We start from the raw sequence: 20,633 nt of genomic DNA on the forward strand, positions 1-20,633 counted from the left end.
GGTAAGAATCGTGTGCAAGGTATTGAGTTAGGCTTGTCTGGTAATGTGACTGAGAAGTTGAGTGGTCAAGTGGGTTTTGCGATGATGCACTCAGAAACACTGGAAGCATTTGACCCGGCAGATGAAGGTAAAGCAAAAGCCAACTTTGCCAAGCGTAGCTTTAACGGGCAATTGAAATATCAATCCACACCGAAATTTGCATTCGGTGGCGGTGTTACCTACTCAAGCGGCATGTTTGGTGGACAGCCCGATGCAGCAGCGAATACGGATATCAGTATTCCGGGCTACATTGTCTATGATGCCTTTGCGAGTTATGACATCAATAAAAACATGACCGTACGCGCTAATATCCTTAACCTGTTTGATAAGGATTACTACACGGCCTTGTACCGTGGCGGTAGCATCGTATACAAAGGCGATGCACGAAGTGCAAACGTAAACCTGACTTATAAGTTCTAAATTCGGGTTATGATAGCGGGCCTACGGGCCCGTTATTTTTTTGGAGTTTTCTATGCTTATTGCCATTCCTTCTGTTTTCTCCAAAACGGAAATCAGTAAGCTAAATCAGCACCTGGCACAAGGTGAGTGGACCAGTGGTCAAACCACTGCTGGCGAGCAGGCTCGCACTGTAAAGCAAAATCAGCAACTGGCAGATGACTCAACACTTGCTCAACAACTGGGCGATATCGTTTTAGATGTCTTGGCGCGTCATCCTCTATTCGTCTCAGCCGCGTTACCATTAAAAATTTTCCCACCGATGTTTAACCGTTATCAGGGCGGAGAGACGTATGGTCAACATGTTGATAACGCGGTACGTTTTGTACCGGGTACGGCAACACGTGTGCGAAGTGATTTATCGGCTACCTTATTTCTTAGTGAACCTGAGGACTACGAAGGTGGAGAGTTAGTGATTGAAGAGCAGTTTGGTCAACAACAGGTAAAACTCGGGGCAGGGGACATGATTTTGTATCCTTCAAGTAGTCTGCATCAGGTCACGCCAGTAACAAGCGGTAACCGAGTATCAGTTGTGTTATGGATGCAGAGTATGGTGCGTGATAATGAACAACGCGCTATGTTGTTCAATCTGGATCAGAGTGTGCAGTCGTTGACCCGCCAACATGGGCATCAGGATGAGAACGTCATGCAACTGACTGCTTTATACCAAAACCTAATCCGTCAATGGGCAGATACATGAGTATGCAGTATGTCCCGTTCTTAGATGCCATTCCGCAAGATTTAGTGAGTGCCTCAGACTATGCACGTTATGCTAAAGAGCATCTTCCTCAGGCGATTTATGAATACCTAGTTGGTGGTGGCGCTGATGAAATTACACTCAACCGCAATAGGCAGAAATTAGATGAGATCCTCATCAATCCTAGTTTACTTCAGGACTGCACGAATGGCGGCACTGATACAGTCTGTCTGGGCGAGAAATTCCGTCATCCCTTACTACTAGCGCCTGTTGCATTTCAGCAGTTAGCACATCCTGATGGTGAGATAGCAACAGCACAAGCAGCCGATTTACTTGAAACCGGCATGATCGTCAGTACGCTGGCGACACAGCCACTGGAAGACATTGCTGAAAATTTAACGCAGCCGAAATGGTTTCAATTATATATCCAGCAAAGTCGTGACTTTACCTTGAGTCTGGTACAGCGCGCAGAAAAAGCCGGTTACACAAAATTGGTGGTAACAATTGATGCACCACTACACGGTATCCGTAATCGTGCTCAACGCGCGGGCTTTGTCTTGCCCGAAGGCATCTCGGCAGTCAATTTAAAAGATCGACCGCCATTGCCCCGTCAGAGCTTCGATCCAAGTCAAAGTGTGGTGTTTCAGGGAATGATGAGTGAAGCACCGACGTGGGATGATATTGCTTGGTTACAACAACAAACCTCTCTACCTATTATTTTGAAGGGTGTGCTGTCGGTGGATGATGCTATCAAAGCCAAGGCGATGGGAATTGCAGGCATTGTTGTTTCCAATCATGGTGGTCGTACACTTGATTGTCTGCCGGCTTCGATCGAGATGTTGCCATTAATTCGGCAAGCGGTAGGGCCTGACTATCCATTAGTGTTTGACGGTGCTGTCGAACGTGGCACCGACATTTTTAAAGCATTGGCCTTAGGGGCAAATTTAGTTTGTGTTGGCAGGCCACAGTTCTATGCTTTGGCCGTCGCGGGCGCTTTAGGTGTAGCACACTTATTGAGGGTGCTAAGAGAAGAGCTGGAAGTGTGCATGAGTCTGGCCGGCACTCCTCAAATCGCCGATATTCACGCTGATAAACTCTGGCGCCCCTAGTATCAACCGTATCCTATGGCGGCTGAGTACAAGCCATGCCTCATTAAAGAGGAAGCGTTTCAATTACAAGCAATATTGTCAGTGTGTGTAATCTTGCACCGAGATGCAGAGCATAATGCTATGCTTTGCACACACAACGATATATTCGAGGATTGAATGCGAGTTGATTGGCATCAAAGCTATGCGGCTATCTGGCGAAGTCATAGCAACAAACTCAAACCCGTACATCGGCTGGATCCCGTTCGGCTTGCCGATTTGAAAGGCATAGATAAGCAAAAGCAAGCGATAGTCGATAACACCCAACACTTTATTGATGGTAAAACCAGTAACCACGCGTTGCTTTGGGGTGCCCGTGGCACGGGCAAGTCATCGCTGATTAAAGCCTTGTTGAATGAGCTGGCACCGAGTGGATTGCGTGTGGTGCAAATAGATAAAGATGACTTGGGTTATCTGCCTGAAATTCTGGATGCACTTGAGCAGGAAGATGAACAGTTTCGTTTTATTATTTTCTGCGATGACTTGTCTTTTGAAGAGGGCGAGTCCAGCTATAAACCACTGAAAACATTATTAGAGGGTGGGCTAGAACTGCCTCCAGAACATGTGCGTTTGTATGCAACGTCAAACCGACGTCATTTACTGCCGGAAAAAAAATCAGAAAACCAACTGAGTGGTCTGGTTGATGGTGAAATTCATTATGCCGATAGCTTGGAAGATAAACTGGCCTTATCGGATCGGTTTGGCCTGACCCTATCTTTCTACCCGGCAAATTGGGAAAGCTATTTTGATATCGTGATGTCTTTATTTACTGGCGTGACTGTCGATAAGGAACAGTTACATGAAGCGGCTAGACTCTATGCGATGGGCCGGGGTAGTCACAGCGGTCGGACCGCAAGGCAGTTTTATCAGTTTTATCGAGCCAGTCTGAGCGATTAAGCGCTGATAAGCAGACTTACATGATGACCGTCAGCCTGTGGCTGGTTTTCATATTGCCAATCTAATCGTTTACAAAGCTTTTCAGTGAGTTGTAGCCCTAAACCAAAACCCTGATCCTGACTCTTCACATCGTTGTTAAATAGCTGGCACTGATTATCGATTACCACTTGATTGCCTTGTTGTTGAATAGTGATGTGCCCTTCCCAGGTATGTTGGAACGCATTGCGGATGAGGTTACCGATAATAATTCTGACGGCGGCGGGTGATTGAGTTATCTCGGTGGGGCTGGTGTGAAGTTCGATTTTAACTGGCTTGTCTCTTAACAAATAACGCATTTCATCCACTATCTGCGAAATCAGCTGATCAAGGCTGAAGCGTTGTTTTTCGAGTTGCTGTGGTTGTTCTCGACTCAACCACAACAAAGTCTCAGTCAAATGCTTCATGGTCAGGCTGGCGCGATCAATCCGGTCAAAGATTTGCATCTGTTTATCAGGTAAAGACTGGCCGTGCTGTTGTCCTAGTTTATGAGATAACTCAACATTGTTTCGAATAATACTGATGGGGGTACGTAACTCATGACTGGTAAAACGCAGGAACTGCTGTTCACGTTCTAAAGCAGAATGAACCGTCGATAATGAACGCTGTATCAGCGCTGCCATTTCATTGAGTTCTGGATAAGAAAAATCAGGAATGTCTTGTTTCAATTGATCGGGCGAGAGCTCATGCGTCCAGCGAGTCAGTCTCGACACCGGTTGTGAAACATGGCGGATCAACACCCAGACAATCAGTGCTAATAGCACTGAAATACCGATACTCAGCAGTAAAACCAACTGCCGACTCTGTTTAGCATTTCGACCGATTAATGGTGATACTTGGTCGCGGCTGATTGAGCGACTGATAAAAAAGACTTCATCACCCATGTTGAGCTTAATGAGAAAATTGATAAGATCCGGCGGCGTAAACCAGGTTTTATGGGCTTGCTTTTGGAGTCGAGCAGATAACTCAGGGGCCACAGTGAAAGCTTGGCGAATGGCTGCGGGTTGCTGTGCCCAGTCCTGACTGATGAAATAACCACTAAATTCCTGACCTTGTTTACGTTCCTGTTTAGACGTTGTATCAACATAACTGGCAAGGGCTGTTTCCATATTTGAGGCAAGCAGGCTATCCATACCCCGGAAAAAAAATTGTACGCTAAGCATGGAATAGCCCAACACGATGACAAGGCCCATCGCTAAAAAGGCCACTGCAATCGAGAGTTTAAGACTGAGTGGTCGTTTCATTATCTTGTCTCAAGGCAAAACCATGACCGGCAATGGTATGGAGAAGAGGGTGCTCAAAAGGAGCGTCAATCGCCTTACGTAGATGAAACAGGTGCACTTTCAGACTGTTGCTATCTGGTGTTTCATCGCCCCATACGGCGACTTCAAGCTGTTGTTTTGTCACCACGGCAGGCGAAGCTCTAAGCAGGGTTTCAAGTAGTCGCCAACTGGTTGGTGACAGCTTCAGGGGTTGCGTTGCCCGAGTGACGGTTCGAGTATGTAAGTTCATTTCCAAATCAGCACAGCTCAATAGCTGTACCTGTCCGCTTCTTCTGCGAGCGAGCGCTTTGAGTCTGACGACTAATTCGTCGAGTTCGAAGGGTTTCACCAGATAATCATCGGTGCCAGCTTTAAACCCCGCTAACTTATCATTGATTTGGTCTCTTGCTGTTAACATCAAAACGGGAATGTCTTTGCCTTGTTGCCGAAGTTGTTCACAAACATTCAGACCATCCATCCGGGGAAGGTTTAAATCCAGCAGCAGCACATCAAACTGGTTCTCAGCAAGCAGGTTAAGACCGGCAATACCATTACTGGCATGATCACAACGAATCGACTCAAGGCTAAGGTAATCGATGACGGTTTGTGCCAAGTCCAAATCATCTTCAATAAGTAATGTGGTTAGCATGGTGTGGACTTTATAGGTTGAGGACTATTTTTGCCAACGCCAAACAGTTTGGCGATATCAATCTGAATCAGTAATAAGCTGGGTATCAAAATTAATGTAATGATTGTAGCAAACATGATTCCATAGCCAAGTGATACCGCAGCAGGAATCAGGAACTGTGCCTGACGTGAGGTTTCACCTAATAGTGGCATAAGTCCGGCAAAGGTCGTGACTGAGGTCAGTAATACTGCACGTAAACGACCACGACAGGCTTCGCTGATAGCTTGTTTAACATCCGGAATTTCCTGTCTGATGTCATTAAAACGTGAGACCAGTAGCAGGCTGTCATTGACCACCACCCCACTGAGAGCAATGATGCCATTCAATGACAAAATGCCAAGTGACAGATCATTGAGCCAGTGGCCTAAAATAGCACCGACGATACCAAATGGAATAGCCGTCATAATGATAAAGGGTTGTATGTAAGAGCGAAGCGGGATCGCCAGTAACATATAGATAACTAACATTGCGATAGCAAACATTTCAACCATCGAGGATTGCGTTTCTGCCTGCTCTTCCGCTTCACCGCCAAACTGCACATCTAAGCCGGGGTATTGGCGAAGTAGTTGTGGCACAGTTTGTTGTTGTAAAGCACTAACCAGTTCCGTTGATGATAACTGCTCTTTATCAACATCAGCGGTGATATAGACCGCCCGTTTTTTGTCGATACGAGTAATACTGTCGCGGGTATAGCCAAAGCTTACCGTGGCAACGCTGGAAACTGACACGACATCACCGTCAGGCGTTCTGACTTTCGCATTAAGCACGTCAGATGGGTTTTGGCGTTGTGCTTCCGGGTAGCGAACTTTAACTTCAATTTCGTCATTATTACGTTGAAAGCGTTGTACAACCTGACCACTGAAGGCTTGTAGGATTTGTGATGCCAGCATATCCGTGGTCATGCCCAACGCCAGACCTTGCTGATTTAATTTAAGATGCAGCTGAGGCTGGCCAGGTGCCAGGTTATCTTCAATGCCACTCACGGCCGGTATGGCAGATAAGGCTTGTTTAATGTCTTCTCCAGCCAAAGCCAGAATTTGATCATCATTGGCACGTAACTCCACACGCAGGTCATCGGTTGATCCACGAGCATTTCTGACACTGATGCTGCGCGCTGCTTCAGGCATAGCAATCAGTTGTTGCCAATGGCGAGTAAATTGATTGATATCATATGGAGCCGATTTTTCCAGCTCAACAGTGACTCTTCCTGACTGATCGGCTTCAGATAATATTTGCAGATTGGCAATACTATTATTGCCGCCCAGATCACGATCCGTCTGGTGTGCCTGCTGTTCCATAAATAACAAATTACTGTGGGTTTGACCAAAGCTGGCATCATTTTGCATGATGAGTTCAGCGCGTACCGTATCGCCTGGAATGGTGGGGAAAAAACTGAGTCTGACGGCACCGGTCATTGGCATGGTAATGACCAGAATAAACAATGCAAAGAACATCAACATGACACTGTATCGAAAATTCAAAGCGTGCTCGATAACGGGACGATAGCAACGGGCGGAAAACCATTGAAGTCCGTCGTCCATCAGCTTTTGTAGCTTGTTCCAGTGATGTAACACAACGTTTTCAGGCTTCTTATGTTGTGTGTTGAGATGAGCAAGGTGAGCTGGCAGGATCAGCTTAGACTCGATAATAGACATGATCAGACACAAGGTGACCACGGCGGCAAACTGTGCATATAACTGGCCTAAGCCACCTTCGAGTTGCGCGAGGGCAAAAAAAGCAGCAACAGTGGTGAAGACGCCAAATAAGGTCGGGACGGCAACTCGCATTGTGCCCTTAATGGTATTGGCTAAGGTATCTCCCTCTTTGGAGCGAACCTCATATATCGATTCCCCCACCACGACAGCGTCATCGACAATGATCCCTAAGGCCAGGAGAAAGCCAAAGGTTGTGAATTCATTTAAAGAAAGCCCCAGGAAGCTATCACCCATTAGGTACAGCGTGCCAAAAAACACAAAGGGTAGGCCCATCGCGACCCAGAAAGCGACGGTCAGATTGAGAAACAACGCCAGTAAAATAAACACTAGGGCAATACCGGTTAAGGCATTTTTAATGAGAAGCTGAAGCCGATCTTCAATTTGTACGCTGCGGTCGTACCAGCTTTTTAAACTGACATTTTCGGGCAACTTGCCTGTTTGCTGCCAGTTTTGGGTGACCTGTCGGGCAGCCGCCACTGAGTCGCTAATGTCTTCCATACCGGTGGTAATGACTTGTATCGAAATACTATCCTTACCCTGATAGCGTGATAACACAGAGCTATCGTCATCAAAACTATCACGAATCACGGCAACATCGCCCAATAGGAGTTGTTGTCCGTTAGTGGTGTTCATCAAAGGAATCAGGCTAAAGTCTTGTTTCAGATACGCCTGTTCAGATGCTTTGAGTTGCAGGTAGGTAGACTCATTGCGAAGTACTGCGGTCATGGTATTTGAAGAGCCAGCATTAATGGCTGCTTCAACATCCGACAGAGATAAACCGTAAGACTGCAATTTACCCTCGTCTATTTCAATCACCATCATGGGATCCAGCCAGCCTGAAATAGTGACGCGACTGATCTTTGAGTGAGCGACTAAATCGGTTTTCAACTCATCAGCTAATTGCTGCAGACTATGGCGATCGGTATCACCGTATAGTTGTAACCACAGGGCATGCTCTTCGCGTTGGGCCTTTTCAATAACAGGGTTTTTTGCATCGGCGGGAAATGTCGAGATCGCGTCAACTTTTGTTTTAACATCGCGTAATAGCGTGTCAAGATCATAGTTATTCTGCATTTCGACGGTGACAGTAACACCAGAACCGGTAGAGCTACTGGTAATGCTTTCTATACCACTGACGTCTTCCAGCTGCTCTTCAATTTTAATTGCCAGACCTTCTTCTGACTGTGTGGCAGACCCACTATCATAAGAAACAGAGATAGTGAGGGTATCAGGCTCTCGACTGGGGAAGGCCTCTTTTCTTAATTGGCCGGTTTCAAGCACACCAATAATGATGACCAGAATCATCAATAAGTTGGCTGCAACAGGGTTGGAGGCGAACCAACCGATAATGCCACCTTTAGAGTTTGGATTATTCATAGTCGTTATTTTCTACTTGGTTTACAGCCATACCCTTTAAGTAACTATTCAAAGGGTGAGCCAGAACGGCTTTGCTTGTGTTGTTAAACTCTGCTGGTGGTTTGATGTAAATGTCACTGGCTTTGGTGAAAGCGGTCGTGGCAGTGAATTTATCCAGAGTGCTGTCATCAGTGACATACCAGATTTCACCTCGCTGGCTTAATGCAGAACTTGGCAGTTTCCATAAGCCATCGACGGTTAAACCCTGAATTTCGGCTTTGACAAAGGTGCCCGGATACAGTCTGTTTTCCTGATCAAAGGGCTTATCGACGGCAAGCACTAAAGCGCGTTGGCGAGTATCTCCATCAAGGTGTTGTTCGCTACGTAATACATAGCCTTGCCATTGTTGATCATGCTCGACACTGATTAAGGTCGCTGGCCATTTAGTGGTGTTTAACATGTCATGAGAAGGCAGCTTTTGCCAGTCAGTGGCTGCCAGTGAAACGGCAACCTCAACCCGATCGGTACTGTAAAGTTCAGCTACTTCAGTGCCGGTCTGAACATAACTGCCGGGGGCAATTTTACGATCTACCACTAGGGCATCAAATGGCACTTTAAGCAGTGATTGTGCTAGATCTTGTTCAGCACTCTTCAGATTTGCCTGGGCTTGTTCGACGCTCTGTTTAGCAGCCTCAAGCTGCGGTTTTCTTAGTACCAAATCAGAATCAGGCTGCCCCTCAAGTCCGGAGGACTGCCATTCAGTCAAGGCCTGTAAACCTTGTCGTTCTTCTTCCAGCAACGTGACCTTGGCTTCAGCTAATGCTTGTTTTGCTGAATTCACGGCTGCCTGATAATCACTGTTTTCAAGTTGGGCTAGCCAGTCACCTTGATGCAGCCGTTGACCGTTCTCAAACTGCGTATTAATTTGCTCAACCTGGCCGGCTACTTGCGCCGTCAAGGTAATATCGAAATGTGCTTGCGCGGCACCGAACGCTTCGATTTCAGCGGTATAACTGCCTGTTTCAGCAATAATTACCGAGACCTCAGGATTGGCTACCTTATCGGGTTGCATCGGCATAGGCCGTTCAGACTGGGCGGCCATCATAGTACGAGCATAGAAGATCACCGCCACTAGCAATACGATGGCGAATAGGAAAACAATCAATTTTGTTGGGTTAAATTTCACGATGTCACTCCAAGGCCCAAAGCCAGACCTAAGTTAATGCGGTTGCTGAGTTGTTGATAGATAAGGTCATCAAGCTGTGCCTCAAGATCATAGGTTTGCTGTTGTATGGCGAGCAGATCAAGAATATCTACCAGACCATTTCTATAGCTACGCTGATATTGCTCAAGACTATTTTGAGAGTTTTTCAGTGCTTGACGAATATGTTGTTGCTGAATATCTAAAGTTGTTTCGAGACTCAAGGTTTGTTCAATTTCATTTATCGCAGTCAACAAGGTTTCTCGGTAGCTCTGATAACTGTATGCCGTATTCAGCTCTGCAATTTCTGTGGCAGCTCGCAGTTCGCCACCCTGAAACAACGGCGCAGTAAGCTGGCCAAGCAATGACCATACAGGAGAGGCTAGTAGTGACTCATGGGGTGTCGATGCGCTGTCAGTCAGCGCCGCGCCCAGATCAAGACTGGGTAAAAGATCTTTGTAGGCAACTTCCGTCCTAAGCGATGCAGCCTGAATAGCAATATAGGCTGCTTGTAAATCCGGCCGTCTAGCCAATGTTTGTTGTGGCATGTCAGCCAGACTCAGCTGTACCTCAGGATAGGTCGGAGTCTCAATGATCGACGGTAGTTCAGATTGGCCTAAGAGTTGTCTGAACTGTCTGTGTTGTTGACGGTAGGACTCGCGATTATTTTCGAGTGAAGCTTTCGATTGAGATACGGCACTCCGGGCATTATCGAGATCTTCCAGGTTGCCTATACCACTGCGGTAACGCTGCAAAATGAAGGTTTCATTTTGAGTCAATGTGGACAGACGTTTTTGCTCAATTTCAATTGCGTGTTGTGTGGCGGTCAGATTCAGCCAGGCATTAATGACCTGAGAAGCCAGCGTGTCGCGTGCGGATTGATACAATAAGTGCTGTTGTTCGATATCAAGGCTGGCAGCCTGACTGTCTGCTTTCAGCTTGCCCCATAAATCTAGTTGCCAGTTAATACTGATGTCACTGCTATAACTCGCTGTCGTATCCTGCTCATTAGCGGCAGAGAAACCGGCCGAAATCTGTGGCAACCTTGCTGCATCTGTCTGACTTAACTGTGCTTGTCGTATTTGTAACGTTAACAAGGTTTGTTGCAAGCTGGGGTTGTTTGCAAAGGCGGTCTCTAGCAATTGATCCAGTGACTCAGACTGAATCAGGTCAGTTAATGCGGTCTGGGTTGTTGCCGTGTTGATTTGCGTCCAGGGCGTGACCTGACTCTGCTCATGTTGAATTTGTTGCAGATAATCTTCTTGCGCGGGCATCGTGACACATGCTGTAACAAAACAGAGAGTCGGTAGAAGACTGCACAAGCGTCGATAGCGGGTTGATAGTGACATACGTTTAAATCCAGTTTGCAATAACAGCCGTAAAAGACTGGTTGAGTTTGCAAGCAGATTAAACGGGTCACGGTTAAAGTCGGGTTAACGCATAACAAAAAGTGATGTTATTTACCGGCTTGTACTAAAAAACGCAAAAGTGGAGCGGTGGCAGCACAGGTGAACATCACTAAAGCCATTGGGAACGCAGTGCCATCGCCTAAAATCCCGACAATGGCGCCTGCTATGGCACCCGTTGTGAAACCTGCCGCACCAAGTAAAGCAGTGGCTGTGGCACTGTTGGTCGGAAAGAATTCAACCGTGCTTGAGGTTGCATTGGAAACAATAAGACCCATAATGCCGATAAAAATAATGATCAATGGCGTCACTATGTACAAACTGGGCGTGCTGCTCAAACTGACATAGGCTAATAGCAAACTGGCTGTAATAACTTGACCTGCCTGTCCTACACTAAGAATCACTCGGGGCTGATGTTGTTTTAACAAGCGCACATTAAGCCGGTTAAACAACATCATTGCCACCACATTGGTACCAAATAGGAACGGATAGACTGTTTCGCTGACACCGAAAAAACCCATATAAACGGACGGTGAGCCAGTGATAAAAGCAAACATACCGCCGAGAGCGAAACATTGTGAGAATAGAAAGCCGACTGCGTATCGGTTTGATAACACCATCCAGTAGCGCCTGAAGGCATTAGGGCGATCCTCAGTCTTGATACGGGTTTCCGGCAGCTTGAAAAATAAAGTGGCGCCGATAAGTAGCCCGTAGAGCAGTAAGAAATCGAATACCAGTCTCCAGCCACTGATATGCAATAGCAGCATTCCAATTACTGGCGCCAATAAGGGCGCCAGCATCATAATAATGGCCATATTTGATAGATGTCTGGCGCTTTCCTGCCCTTTACTGAAGTCCCGAATAATGGCGGCAGAGTTCACTACAGCTAGGCCACCGCCTATCGCTTCGATTATCCTGAACCCCCATAACCAGGCGATAGATGGACTGAGAATAATGCCTAAGGTCCCCAGACAAAATAAGCTGATACCAATTCCGGTAGCAGCCCGACGGCCGAAATGATCGGAAAACGGACCACCTATGATTTGTCCGATAGCAAACCCAGCGAGAAACAAACTCAAGGACAACTCAATGTCATGGATGCTGACTGTAAAAAAATCGGCCATTTGCGGCATGGCAGGCAAGTAAGCGTCGATTGCCAGTGGTGCCATAGCCGTCAATGCAGCTAATAACAGGATCATGGAGCGGACGGATAAGCTAAATGTTGTCATGATTCGGTATCTAGTCGACAGTCAATATTCAGCATGGTTTTTTTGAGTAAGCGTTGCAGTTGATTTTTTTCAGCTTCTGTCAGGCCACCGAGTAGCTGATCAGTCAACTGGAAATGATGTGGGTAAACCGTATCAATGACTTGTTTTCCGGCATCTGTCAGCGACACTTTGATACTACGCCTGTCCTCAGTGCAGTGTTGTCTAACGATCAGTTGTTTCGTTTCTAATCTGTCTAATCGACTGGTCATTGCACCTGAACTCAACAGCATAGCCTGATGAAGTTGCGACGGTGTTAAATCTGCCTGGGCTGAACGCTTTAATGCAGCAAGCACATCAAACTCACCTTGATTGAGCTTGAATTTGCTATGCAATTTACCGAGCTCAGCTTCCAGAGTTTTGTTTAAACGTAGAATTCTGGCGATGATTTGTAAGGCGGAATAGTCTGCTTTCAGACCAAGTTGCTGCCACTGATCAGAAATGATGTCGATATCGTCATTGTTTTGCAGGGACATTGGGCGTTAACTTTTTGCCAAAATGCCATTCTATGCTGATAGCTTTATATAAACAATCTTTATATAAAGATAAAATGGCTAAAGCAATTAAAACAGCTTTAAATTGTGTCTATGTGAATAATCAGCGAAAATAGCGTGTTTTACTCCTTTCTTTAAGAGCCGTACTTCATGTCATCCAGTCCAGTGCAACAAGCTGCATCCAAGCGCCGAACCTTTGCGATTATCTCGCATCCTGATGCGGGTAAAACCACGCTGACAGAGAAATTGCTGTACTTCGGTGGCGCTATTCAGATGGCGGGTAGTGTGAAGTCACGTAAAACAGATCGTCATGCGACCTCTGACTGGATGGAAATGGAGAAAGAGCGGGGAATTTCCGTAACCTCGTCAGTGATGCAGTTTCCCTATAACGATCGTATCGTCAACTTACTTGATACGCCGGGCCATGCTGACTTCTCCGAGGATACCTACCGTACCCTTACCGCAGTTGACTCAGCCTTGATGGTGATTGATAGCGCTAAGGGTGTTGAAGAACGAACAATTAAATTGATGGAAGTCTGTCGCTTACGTGATACGCCGATCCTTACCTTTATTAATAAGTTGGATAGGGAAGGGCGCGATCCTATTGAATTGATGGATGAAGTGGAAACGATCCTCAATATTCAGTGTGCACCTATTACCTGGCCGATTGGGATGGGTAAGGGCTTTAAAGGTATTTTCCACCTATTGAATGACAGCGTGCATTTATTTGAGCCGCACAGCAAAGAAGCGGGCGAAGTTATTGAAGGTTTGAATAACCCAAGATTAGATGAGCTGTTTGGGAGTATGGCTGAGGAGTTGCGTGAAGAGATTGAGTTGGTGCGTGGTGCCAGTCATGATTTTGATTTAGATGCCTTTTTGGCCGGACGCCTAACGCCAGTATTTTTTGGCTCTGCCATGAATAATTTTGGTGTCACTGAATTGATGGATTCCTTTGTCGAATATGCGCCAGCACCACAACCTCGAGCAACGAAAAGTCGTGAAATTGCGGCCGAGGAAGAGGTCTTTAGTGGGTTTGTGTTTAAAATTCAGGCCAATATGGATCCTAAGCACCGCGATCGTATTGCCTTTATGCGTGTGTGCTCAGGTAAATATACCAAAGGCATGAAAATGCATCAGACTCGTATTGGCAAAGATGTAACCGTCGCCAATGCGGTAACGTTTATGGCCGCAGAACGCGAACAAGCAGAAGAAGCGTGGCCGGGTGATATTCTGGGCTTACACAATCATGGCACGATTCAGATTGGTGATACCTTTACCCAAGGTGAAGATCTTCAGTTCACGGGGATCCCTTACTTTGCACCGGAATTGTTCCGTCGCGTTCGACTCAAAGACCCACTGAAAAACAAAGCCTTGTTAAAAGGGTTACAACAATTGAGTGAAGAGGGAGCAACACAGCTTTTCCGTCCGCTTGATAATAACGATCTCATTTTAGGTGCTGTCGGTGTGCTGCAGTTTGATGTGGTCGTGCATCGTTTGAAAGGTGAGTACAACGTTGAATGTGCCTATGAACCGGTGCAAGTCTATACGGCCCGCTGGGTGTATGCAGACGATGAACGTAAACTGGAAGAGTTTAAGAAAAAAGCCTCGACCAATTTAGCTTATGATGGGGCTGGCAATCTTACTTACATCGCACCAACCCGAGTGAACCTCGACTTAACGGTAGAGCGTTGGCCGGACATTGATTTCCGTGCGACCAGAGAGCATCTCTAAAGCCACTTGCTATTATCCGTAAAACTCAAGCAGAATAGCGTTAAGCAAATCTGCTGAAAGGGGCGAACGGATGAAAGTCAGGTCGATCACCAAAAATAAGGGTAAACCCGTTATCGGTTTATCGCCTTCTGACTCGCTGGATAAAGCAGTCAATCTGATGATGGAGCATCGTATCGGGTCGTTAGTGGTGACGGACTACGATGGTCATTTGGTCGGCATATTATCAGAGCGTGACTTGTTGAATATCCTGCACCAGAAACATGCCATGTGGAGTCCGGTCACAGTCGCCGACGCGATGACACCTGAGCCTTACGTCTGCGAACCTGATAATACCTTGGAAGAAGTAATGAATATCATGGTGGATAATAATATCCGTCATCTACCGGTGGTATACAAAGCTAAATTAGAAGGCATGCTGTCGATTACCGACATTGTTGAAGAGTTACTGAAGAAAGCCAAGTTTGAGAACAAGTTACTAAAAAACTACATCCAGAACTGGCCTGATGCGGAGCACGAATAACTAGGTGTCTTGATCCAGAGGGAACTGGTCGGTACGGTCAACCTGTAAATTATTATCGTCAGCAAACTCAATCAGAAAGTCGAATAACATTTCGTCATTCTGTTCCAGCATTGCGTCAATCACCACGCATTTCACGCCATCGATCGATGCCAGCCTGACATTAGGGTGAAAAATAATTCGGCGTCCAGGACCATATGAAGCAACGGCGCCGCATAGACGTTCTGCCCAGTCACTAGGGCGAAATTTGCCGCCGTCCTGAGTTAAACCGCGAATAATCACCTTTTCCGATGTGGACATATGCAAGTCAGCTCGTAGTGTGAAGACGATATAAAAGCCATATTCTACTGTATATAGCGGCTGTTGCATAAGCAGGCCAGAGAAATAAAACTGCTTTCAATGATTTAGGTACGCCTAAAAAATCCGTATAATCATCGCTTTTGGTGATTCGAGAACAACGAGAAGCTTGTGGCCGACTACAAACAAACATTAAATTTACCTGCAACGCCATTTCCGATGAAGGCGGGTTTGCCTAATCGCGAGCCACAAACACTCCAGCACTGGCAGGATATTGACCTCTATAAAAAGTTGCGTGAAAACGCTAAAGGTCGCCCACTTTTTGTTCTGCATGATGGTCCTCCATATGCCAATGGCGATATTCATATTGGTCATGCCGTTAACAAAATCCTAAAAGACATCATTATCAAATCCAAAACCTTGAGTGGTTTTGACGCGCCTTATGTGCCGGGATGGGACTGTCATGGTTTACCGATTGAACTGAATGTTGAGAAAAAAGTAGGTAAGCCCGGCGTTAAAGTGACGGCCAAAGAGTTTCGTGATGCTTGCCGTCAATATGCAGCAAAACAGGTCGATGGTCAGCGTGAAGACTTCAAACGACTTGGTGTACTGGGCGAGTGGGATAATCCTTACCTCACCATGGATTTTAGCTTTGAAGCAGATATCATCCGCACGCTGGGACAAATCATCAAGCAAGGTCATCTGCACAAAGGTGTGAAACCTGTTCATTGGTGTGTCGATTGTGGTTCTGCATTGGCCGAGGCTGAAGTGGAATATGAAGATAAAACCTCGCCAGCCATTGATGTGCGCTTTAAAGCTGTCGATATCGCCGCCTTTGAAGCAGCCTGTGGTGCCAAAGGTGAAGGTCAAATCAGTGTGCCTATCTGGACAACCACGCCGTGGACGTTGCCGGCTAACCAAGCGGTTGCCTTAAACCCAGAGCTGACTTACGTGCTTTTGCAATGTGGTGAAGAGCGTTTATTGCTTGCCGAAGCTTTGTACGAAAGTGCCTTGGAACGTTATGGCAAAAGTGGTGATGTACTGGTTCGAGTTAAAGGTGAACAGCTCGAAGGTCTGTTGTTACAGCACCCGTTTTATGAGCGCCAAGTCCCCGTTATTCTTGGTGACCACGTTACCAGTGATGGCGGTACAGGTGCTGTTCATACTGCGCCGGGACACGGTCAGGATGATTACACAGTTGGTTTGAAATACAATCTGGAAGTTGATAACCCGGTGGGCAGTAATGGTTGTTTCCTTGAAGGTACACCGGTTTTTGCTGGTGAGTCAGTATTTAAGGCGAACCCACAAGTTATCGAGTTACTGAAAGAAAAAGATGCCTTGTTAGCGTATGTCGATATTCAACACAGCTACCCTCATTGCTGGCGACATAAAACCCCGATTATTTTCCGGGCCACGCCGCAATGGTTTGTCAGTATGGATCAAAAAGGTCTGCGCCAAGCGGCAATGAAGGCTATTGCTGATACTGACTGGATGCCTGACTGGGGCCAGAAGCGTATTGAAAATATGGTTGAAGGTCGCCCTGACTGGTGTATTTCACGTCAGCGTACTTGGGGTGTGCCGATTCCTTTGTTTGTCAATAAACAAACGGGTCAACTACATCCTGACACGGAACACTTTGTTGAACAGGTGGCAGAAAAGGTTGAAACGGGTGGTATCGACGCTTGGTTTGAGATGGAAGCTGAGGAGCTCTTGGGCGCTCAAGCGTCCGACTACGACAAAGTCACCGATACCCTCGATGTTTGGTTTGACTCGGGCGTTTCGCATGCCTGTGTATTAGCACGTCGTGACTATCTGAACCGGCCTGCTGATTTATATCTTGAAGGCAGCGACCAACATCGTGGCTGGTTCCAATCATCACTCCTGACCTCTGTTGCTACAACCGATTCGGCGCCTTATAAAGCTGTCTTGACGCATGGTTTTACTGTCGATGCACAGGGCAAAAAAATGTCTAAATCCAAGGGCAATGTTGTTGCCCCGCAGAAGGTTATTAAAAACCTGGGTGCTGATATTATTCGTCTTTGGGTGGCAGCGACCGACTACAGTGGTGAAATGCATGTGTCAGATGAAATTCTGAAACGCACCGCAGATTCATATCGTCGTATTCGTAATACCGCACGTTATTTATTGTCGAATCTGAATGATTTCGACCCGTCATCAAACCTGCTTGATGTCGACAAACTATTGCCATTGGAGCGGTGGGCCCTGGATCGCGCTTATCATGTGCAAGCCGATATTCTCAAAGCGTATGAGAACTATCAGTTCCACACCATCTATCAGAAAGTGCATAACTTTTGTGCCAATGAAATGGGCAGTTTGTATCTGGATATCACTAAAGATCGCCAGTACACCATGCAAGAAAATAGTTTGGGTCGTCGTTCATCACAAACAGCGATGTATCACATCCTTGAAGCATTAGTTCGCTGGATTGCCCCCATCCTCAGCTTTACCGCTGATGAGTTGTGGAGCTATTTGCCCGGTGAGCGTAACGAGTCAGTGCAATTGAACACATGGTATGAGCCGTTAGTACCGATGCCAGCTGATAGCCAGTTTGATCTTGCTTTTTGGAATCAGGTGTTTAGTGTTCGTGATGCGGTTGCCAAAGAACTGGAAAATCAACGCAATGCAGGACACATTAAAGGTGGTCTGACGGCTGAAGTGACGTTATATGCAGACGATGCTTTACACAAGACGCTGCAGCAGTTGGGTGATGAACTGAAGTTTGTTTTGATCACCTCACAAGCACGCTTACAAGCGATTGTTGATAAACCTGATAATGCAGTAGAGACCAGTGTCAATGGTCTGTATGTCACGATTGCTGCTTCACAACATCAACGTTGCGATCGTTGCTGGCATCAGACAGCAACCGTCGGCAAACATGCTGATCATCCTGACTTGTGTGATCGGTGTATCGATAATATTGAAGGAGCAGGTGAGCTTCGTCAGTTCGCCTGATATCCAGCATGTTGAAATGGTTAAATCTGTCTGTGTTGATCGTTATTTTGGATCAGCTCACTAAATGGATCAGTGTAAGTGTGCTGGATCTATATGAAACCGTCCCGGTAATGCCATTTTTTAATTTTACGATGGCACACAATTACGGTGCAGCGTTCAGCTTTCTGTCTTCGGCTGGTGGCTGGCAGCGCTGGTTTTTTGCGGCACTTGCCGTCGTCGTGAGTGTGGCGTTGACCATCTGGATGAAAAAACTCAAACCAAACGCAAAGATGGAAGCGGCAGCCTTGGCTCTGATTATTGGTGGAGCGGTGGGCAATGTCATCGATCGCTTTGTTCATGGCTACGTTATCGACTTTCTAGATGTGTATTACGGTAGCTATCATTGGCCAGCATTCAATATTGCTGATTCTGCAATTTGTATTGGTGCTGTGTTGTTGATCCTAGATAGCTTCAGAAACAAAACGGAGTCTCAATGAGTTTTTGTGATCTGGCAGTCAGCGGTGTTGCTGAACTACAGCCTTATGTACCAGGTAAACCGATTGAAGAGCTTCAACGTCAATATGGCGTGCGTGATGTCATTAAACTGGCCTCCAATGAAAATCCACTAGGCCCATCTAAAGCAGCTTTAGCTGCTGTGGCGTTGTCGTCGAAAGAGATGACACGTTATCCCGATGGCAATGGTTACGCGTTGAAAATGGCGTTGGCGGATAAAAATCAACTGGCGCCTGAGCAAATCACTTTGGGTAATGGTTCGAATGATGTGTTGGAGCTGGTGGCACGTGCGTTTGCCGGCGCAGGTGATGAGGTTGTTTATTCAGAACACGCCTTTGCGGTGTATCCGATTGTTACGAAAGCCATTGGTGCGACAGGCGTTGTAGCAGCTGCGAAAGACTATGGGCATGATTTGGCTGCAATCTTGAAAGCGATTACCAGTCGTACCAAAATTGTGTTTATTGCCAATCCGAATAACCCAACGGGTACTTGGATAGCAGCCGCTGAGATTAAAGCGTTTCTGGAAAAAGTACCAGAAAACGTACTGGTAGTACTGGATGAAGCCTATGTGGAATATCTGGAACAGCAGGAGAATACGATTGCCTGGCTACAAGATTTCCATAATCTGATTATCACACGTACTTTTTCTAAGGCCTATGGTTTAGCTGGGTTACGCATTGGTTATGCGATGTCGCATCCAGAAGTCGCAGATTTATTAAACCGCGTCAGACAACCATTTAATGCAAACAGCTTGGCGCAGGCCGCTGCTGTGGCAGCATTGGGTGATGACAATTATCTGCAACAGGCACGTGAAATCAACGCTGCCGGTATGAAGCAATTAATCGCTGGCTTTGAGAAGCTGGCACTGCAATATATTCCGTCAAAAGGTAATTTCATTACTGTGAATGTGCATAGCAATGCGGCTGAAGTATTTGATGACTTGTTATATGAGGGGGTAATTGTGCGTCCCGTAGCCAATTACGGCTTACCTCAACATTTACGCGTCAGCATCGGTTTGCCTGCAGAAAATGAACGTTTTTTAGAAGCACTGACTAAAGTGTTGGGACGTGGTGAATGATTAATCGTCTTGCCATTATCGGTGTTGGTCTGATTGGCGGCTCGCTGGCGTTAGCCTTAAAGGGCAAGGGCGCTGTTAATGAAGTGGTCGGTTATTCACGTAGTGAAGATGCCCGCCAACAGGCATTAGATTTAGGTATTATCGATAAAGCCGCCGACTCTTTGGCAGAAGCTGTCAGCGGTGCGGATTTGGTGTTCGTTGCGGTGCCGATGGGGGCAATGAATAGTGTCTTTGAAGGTATTGCCGACTATTTATCACCCGAAGCGATTATCACCGACGGCGGCAGTGCAAAAGCACAAGTAGTCGCGGCAGCAAAACAGTGTTTAGGCGAGAAGTTTAAACAGTTTGTGCCTGGCCATCCGATTGCCGGTACTGAGAAAAGTGGCCCCTCTGCGGCATTTCCAACCTTGTATGAAAAGCATCGCATTGTGTTAACGCCTGTATCTGAGACAGATTCGGCAGCAACGGCAAAAGTGAAAGCGATGTGGCAACTGACCGGTGCCGATGTTTTTGAGATGAATGTTGAACACCATGATACTGTCTTGGCGGCGACTAGCCACCTGCCTCATGTGTTGGCATTCAATTTGGTTGGCATGCTCGCCGAACGTAATGATTGCGATGAGGTTTTACGTTATGCCGCTGGTGGATTTCGTGATTTTTCCCGTATTGCGTCCAGTGATGCGGTGATGTGGCGAGATATATGTCTTGGTAATCAAGACGCTATTCTCAGCTTGCTCGAACAATACCATCAGGGTATCAAACAAATAGAAGAAGCCATCCGTAACCAAGATGGTGATTACCTGATCGACGTATTTTCCCGTGCTAAAAAAGCCCGCGATAGCCGATTTGCCGATCCGAACCTAATTGATAACAGTGAAGTGTGAGATA

General features: G+C 46.5%; 18 protein-coding genes. 10 read left to right on the top strand and 8 right to left on the bottom strand.

Annotation, left to right across the window (positions count from 1 at the left end; genetic code table 11):
• From MDMS009_RS16360 to MDMS009_RS06410, 4 genes are all read left to right on the top strand, one after another.
• On the top strand, positions 1-459 hold a 459-nt coding region (locus MDMS009_RS16360; protein ID WP_043888009.1), incomplete at its 5' end, for a TonB-dependent receptor domain-containing protein.
• Between the two features lie 52 nt (positions 460-511).
• Positions 512-1,195 carry a Fe2+-dependent dioxygenase gene (locus MDMS009_RS06400; RefSeq protein ID WP_008290856.1) on the top strand — a complete coding sequence of 228 codons (684 nt, stop codon included), beginning with the start codon at positions 512-514 and terminating at the stop codon, positions 1,193-1,195.
• A complete protein-coding gene (locus tag MDMS009_RS06405) occupies positions 1,180-2,301 on the top strand; it encodes an alpha-hydroxy acid oxidase (RefSeq protein ID WP_237700488.1) in 1,122 nt (373 codons plus the stop codon). Before MDMS009_RS06400 ends, MDMS009_RS06405 begins: the two co-directional genes overlap by 16 nt.
• 156 nt (positions 2,302-2,457) lie before the next feature.
• Complete coding sequence (locus MDMS009_RS06410; protein ID WP_008290853.1) at positions 2,458-3,234, top strand: ATP-binding protein; 777 nt, start codon at positions 2,458-2,460, stop codon at positions 3,232-3,234.
• Here the strand turns inward: MDMS009_RS06410 and MDMS009_RS06415 are convergent.
• The 7 genes from MDMS009_RS06415 to MDMS009_RS06445 form a co-directional block, all read right to left on the bottom strand.
• Positions 3,231-4,514 (bottom strand): sensor histidine kinase, encoded by a 1,284-nt coding sequence (locus MDMS009_RS06415; RefSeq protein ID WP_008290820.1) that lies wholly within the window; start codon positions 4,512-4,514, stop codon positions 3,231-3,233. The two genes, MDMS009_RS06410 and MDMS009_RS06415, sit on opposite strands and share 4 nt — an antisense overlap.
• Positions 4,492-5,181 (bottom strand): response regulator transcription factor, encoded by a 690-nt coding sequence (locus MDMS009_RS06420; protein WP_008290818.1) that lies wholly within the window; start codon positions 5,179-5,181, stop codon positions 4,492-4,494. Before MDMS009_RS06420 ends, MDMS009_RS06415 begins: the two co-directional genes overlap by 23 nt.
• A complete protein-coding gene (locus MDMS009_RS06425; RefSeq protein WP_008290849.1) occupies positions 5,175-8,312 on the bottom strand; it encodes an efflux RND transporter permease subunit in 3,138 nt (1,045 codons plus the stop codon). The genes MDMS009_RS06420 and MDMS009_RS06425 overlap by 7 nt, the downstream gene beginning before the upstream one ends.
• Entirely contained in the window at positions 8,305-9,477 is a 1,173-nt protein-coding gene (locus MDMS009_RS06430) for an efflux RND transporter periplasmic adaptor subunit (RefSeq protein WP_043888010.1), read from the bottom strand. Before MDMS009_RS06430 ends, MDMS009_RS06425 begins: the two co-directional genes overlap by 8 nt.
• On the bottom strand, positions 9,474-10,766 hold the full coding sequence (locus MDMS009_RS06435) for a TolC family protein (protein WP_008290819.1): 1,293 nt from the start codon (positions 10,764-10,766) through the stop codon (positions 9,474-9,476). Before MDMS009_RS06435 ends, MDMS009_RS06430 begins: the two co-directional genes overlap by 4 nt.
• 182 nt (positions 10,767-10,948) lie before the next feature.
• Positions 10,949-12,127 carry a multidrug effflux MFS transporter gene (locus MDMS009_RS06440; RefSeq protein ID WP_043888014.1) on the bottom strand — a complete coding sequence of 393 codons (1,179 nt, stop codon included), beginning with the start codon at positions 12,125-12,127 and terminating at the stop codon, positions 10,949-10,951.
• A complete protein-coding gene (locus tag MDMS009_RS06445; protein ID WP_008290824.1) occupies positions 12,124-12,639 on the bottom strand; it encodes a MarR family winged helix-turn-helix transcriptional regulator in 516 nt (171 codons plus the stop codon). The genes MDMS009_RS06440 and MDMS009_RS06445 overlap by 4 nt, the downstream gene beginning before the upstream one ends.
• A gap of 168 nt (positions 12,640-12,807) precedes the next feature.
• On the opposite strand from MDMS009_RS06445, the gene MDMS009_RS06450 reads away from it, so the two are divergent.
• The gene (locus MDMS009_RS06450) at positions 12,808-14,388 is read left to right on the top strand and encodes a peptide chain release factor 3 (RefSeq protein ID WP_008290861.1); all 1,581 of its coding nucleotides are present in this window, start codon (positions 12,808-12,810) and stop codon (positions 14,386-14,388) included.
• Between the two features lie 70 nt (positions 14,389-14,458).
• The gene (locus MDMS009_RS06455) at positions 14,459-14,908 is read left to right on the top strand and encodes a CBS domain-containing protein (RefSeq protein ID WP_008290854.1); all 450 of its coding nucleotides are present in this window, start codon (positions 14,459-14,461) and stop codon (positions 14,906-14,908) included.
• Here MDMS009_RS06455 and MDMS009_RS06460 read toward each other — a convergent pair whose 3' ends face one another.
• The gene (locus MDMS009_RS06460; protein WP_036314093.1) at positions 14,909-15,205 is read right to left on the bottom strand and encodes a DUF3579 domain-containing protein; all 297 of its coding nucleotides are present in this window, start codon (positions 15,203-15,205) and stop codon (positions 14,909-14,911) included.
• A 168-nt stretch (positions 15,206-15,373) separates the two neighbouring features.
• On the opposite strand from MDMS009_RS06460, the gene ileS reads away from it, so the two are divergent.
• The 4 genes from ileS to MDMS009_RS06480 are packed head-to-tail and all read left to right on the top strand — an operon-like array spanning position 15,374 to position 20,629.
• Entirely contained in the window at positions 15,374-18,175 is a 2,802-nt protein-coding gene (ileS, locus tag MDMS009_RS06465) for an isoleucine--tRNA ligase (protein ID WP_008290850.1), read from the top strand.
• Between the two features lie 8 nt (positions 18,176-18,183).
• The gene (gene lspA / locus MDMS009_RS06470) at positions 18,184-18,651 is read left to right on the top strand and encodes a signal peptidase II (RefSeq protein ID WP_008290834.1); all 468 of its coding nucleotides are present in this window, start codon (positions 18,184-18,186) and stop codon (positions 18,649-18,651) included.
• Positions 18,648-19,745: a histidinol-phosphate transaminase gene (hisC, locus tag MDMS009_RS06475; protein ID WP_008290826.1), complete on the top strand. Its 1,098-nt coding sequence runs from the start codon at positions 18,648-18,650 to the stop codon at positions 19,743-19,745. Before lspA ends, hisC begins: the two co-directional genes overlap by 4 nt.
• Complete coding sequence (locus MDMS009_RS06480) at positions 19,742-20,629, top strand: prephenate dehydrogenase (RefSeq protein ID WP_008290811.1); 888 nt, start codon at positions 19,742-19,744, stop codon at positions 20,627-20,629. Before hisC ends, MDMS009_RS06480 begins: the two co-directional genes overlap by 4 nt.
• Positions 20,630-20,633: the final 4 nt, after the last annotated feature.

The organism is Methylophaga thiooxydans DMS010 (genome assembly GCF_000156355.1).
Lineage (GTDB): Bacteria > Pseudomonadota > Gammaproteobacteria > Nitrosococcales > Methylophagaceae > Methylophaga > Methylophaga thiooxydans.

Excerpts from the sequence above, each read along its gene's own strand:
- MDMS009_RS06400 (WP_008290856.1), top strand. The coding sequence starts at position 512 with ATGCTTATTGCCATTCCTTCTGTTTTCTCCAAAACGGAAATCAGTAAG.
- MDMS009_RS06405 (WP_237700488.1), top strand. The coding sequence starts at position 1,180 with ATGGGCAGATACATGAGTATGCAGTATGTCCCGTTCTTAGATGCCATT.
- MDMS009_RS06410 (WP_008290853.1), top strand. The coding sequence starts at position 2,458 with ATGCGAGTTGATTGGCATCAAAGCTATGCGGCTATCTGGCGAAGTCAT.
- MDMS009_RS06415 (WP_008290820.1), bottom strand. The coding sequence starts at position 4,514 with ATGAAACGACCACTCAGTCTTAAACTCTCGATTGCAGTGGCCTTTTTA.
- MDMS009_RS06420 (WP_008290818.1), bottom strand. The coding sequence starts at position 5,181 with ATGCTAACCACATTACTTATTGAAGATGATTTGGACTTGGCACAAACC.
- MDMS009_RS06425 (WP_008290849.1), bottom strand. The coding sequence starts at position 8,312 with ATGAATAATCCAAACTCTAAAGGTGGCATTATCGGTTGGTTCGCCTCC.
- MDMS009_RS06435 (WP_008290819.1), bottom strand. The coding sequence starts at position 10,766 with ATGCCCGCGCAAGAAGATTATCTGCAACAAATTCAACATGAGCAGAGT.
- MDMS009_RS06440 (WP_043888014.1), bottom strand. The coding sequence starts at position 12,127 with ATGACAACATTTAGCTTATCCGTCCGCTCCATGATCCTGTTATTAGCT.
- MDMS009_RS06445 (WP_008290824.1), bottom strand. The coding sequence starts at position 12,639 with ATGTCCCTGCAAAACAATGACGATATCGACATCATTTCTGATCAGTGG.
- MDMS009_RS06450 (WP_008290861.1), top strand. The coding sequence starts at position 12,808 with ATGTCATCCAGTCCAGTGCAACAAGCTGCATCCAAGCGCCGAACCTTT.
- MDMS009_RS06455 (WP_008290854.1), top strand. The coding sequence starts at position 14,459 with ATGAAAGTCAGGTCGATCACCAAAAATAAGGGTAAACCCGTTATCGGT.
- MDMS009_RS06460 (WP_036314093.1), bottom strand. The coding sequence starts at position 15,205 with ATGTCCACATCGGAAAAGGTGATTATTCGCGGTTTAACTCAGGACGGC.
- lspA (WP_008290834.1), top strand. The coding sequence starts at position 18,184 with ATGTTGAAATGGTTAAATCTGTCTGTGTTGATCGTTATTTTGGATCAG.
- hisC (WP_008290826.1), top strand. The coding sequence starts at position 18,648 with ATGAGTTTTTGTGATCTGGCAGTCAGCGGTGTTGCTGAACTACAGCCT.
- MDMS009_RS06480 (WP_008290811.1), top strand. The coding sequence starts at position 19,742 with ATGATTAATCGTCTTGCCATTATCGGTGTTGGTCTGATTGGCGGCTCG.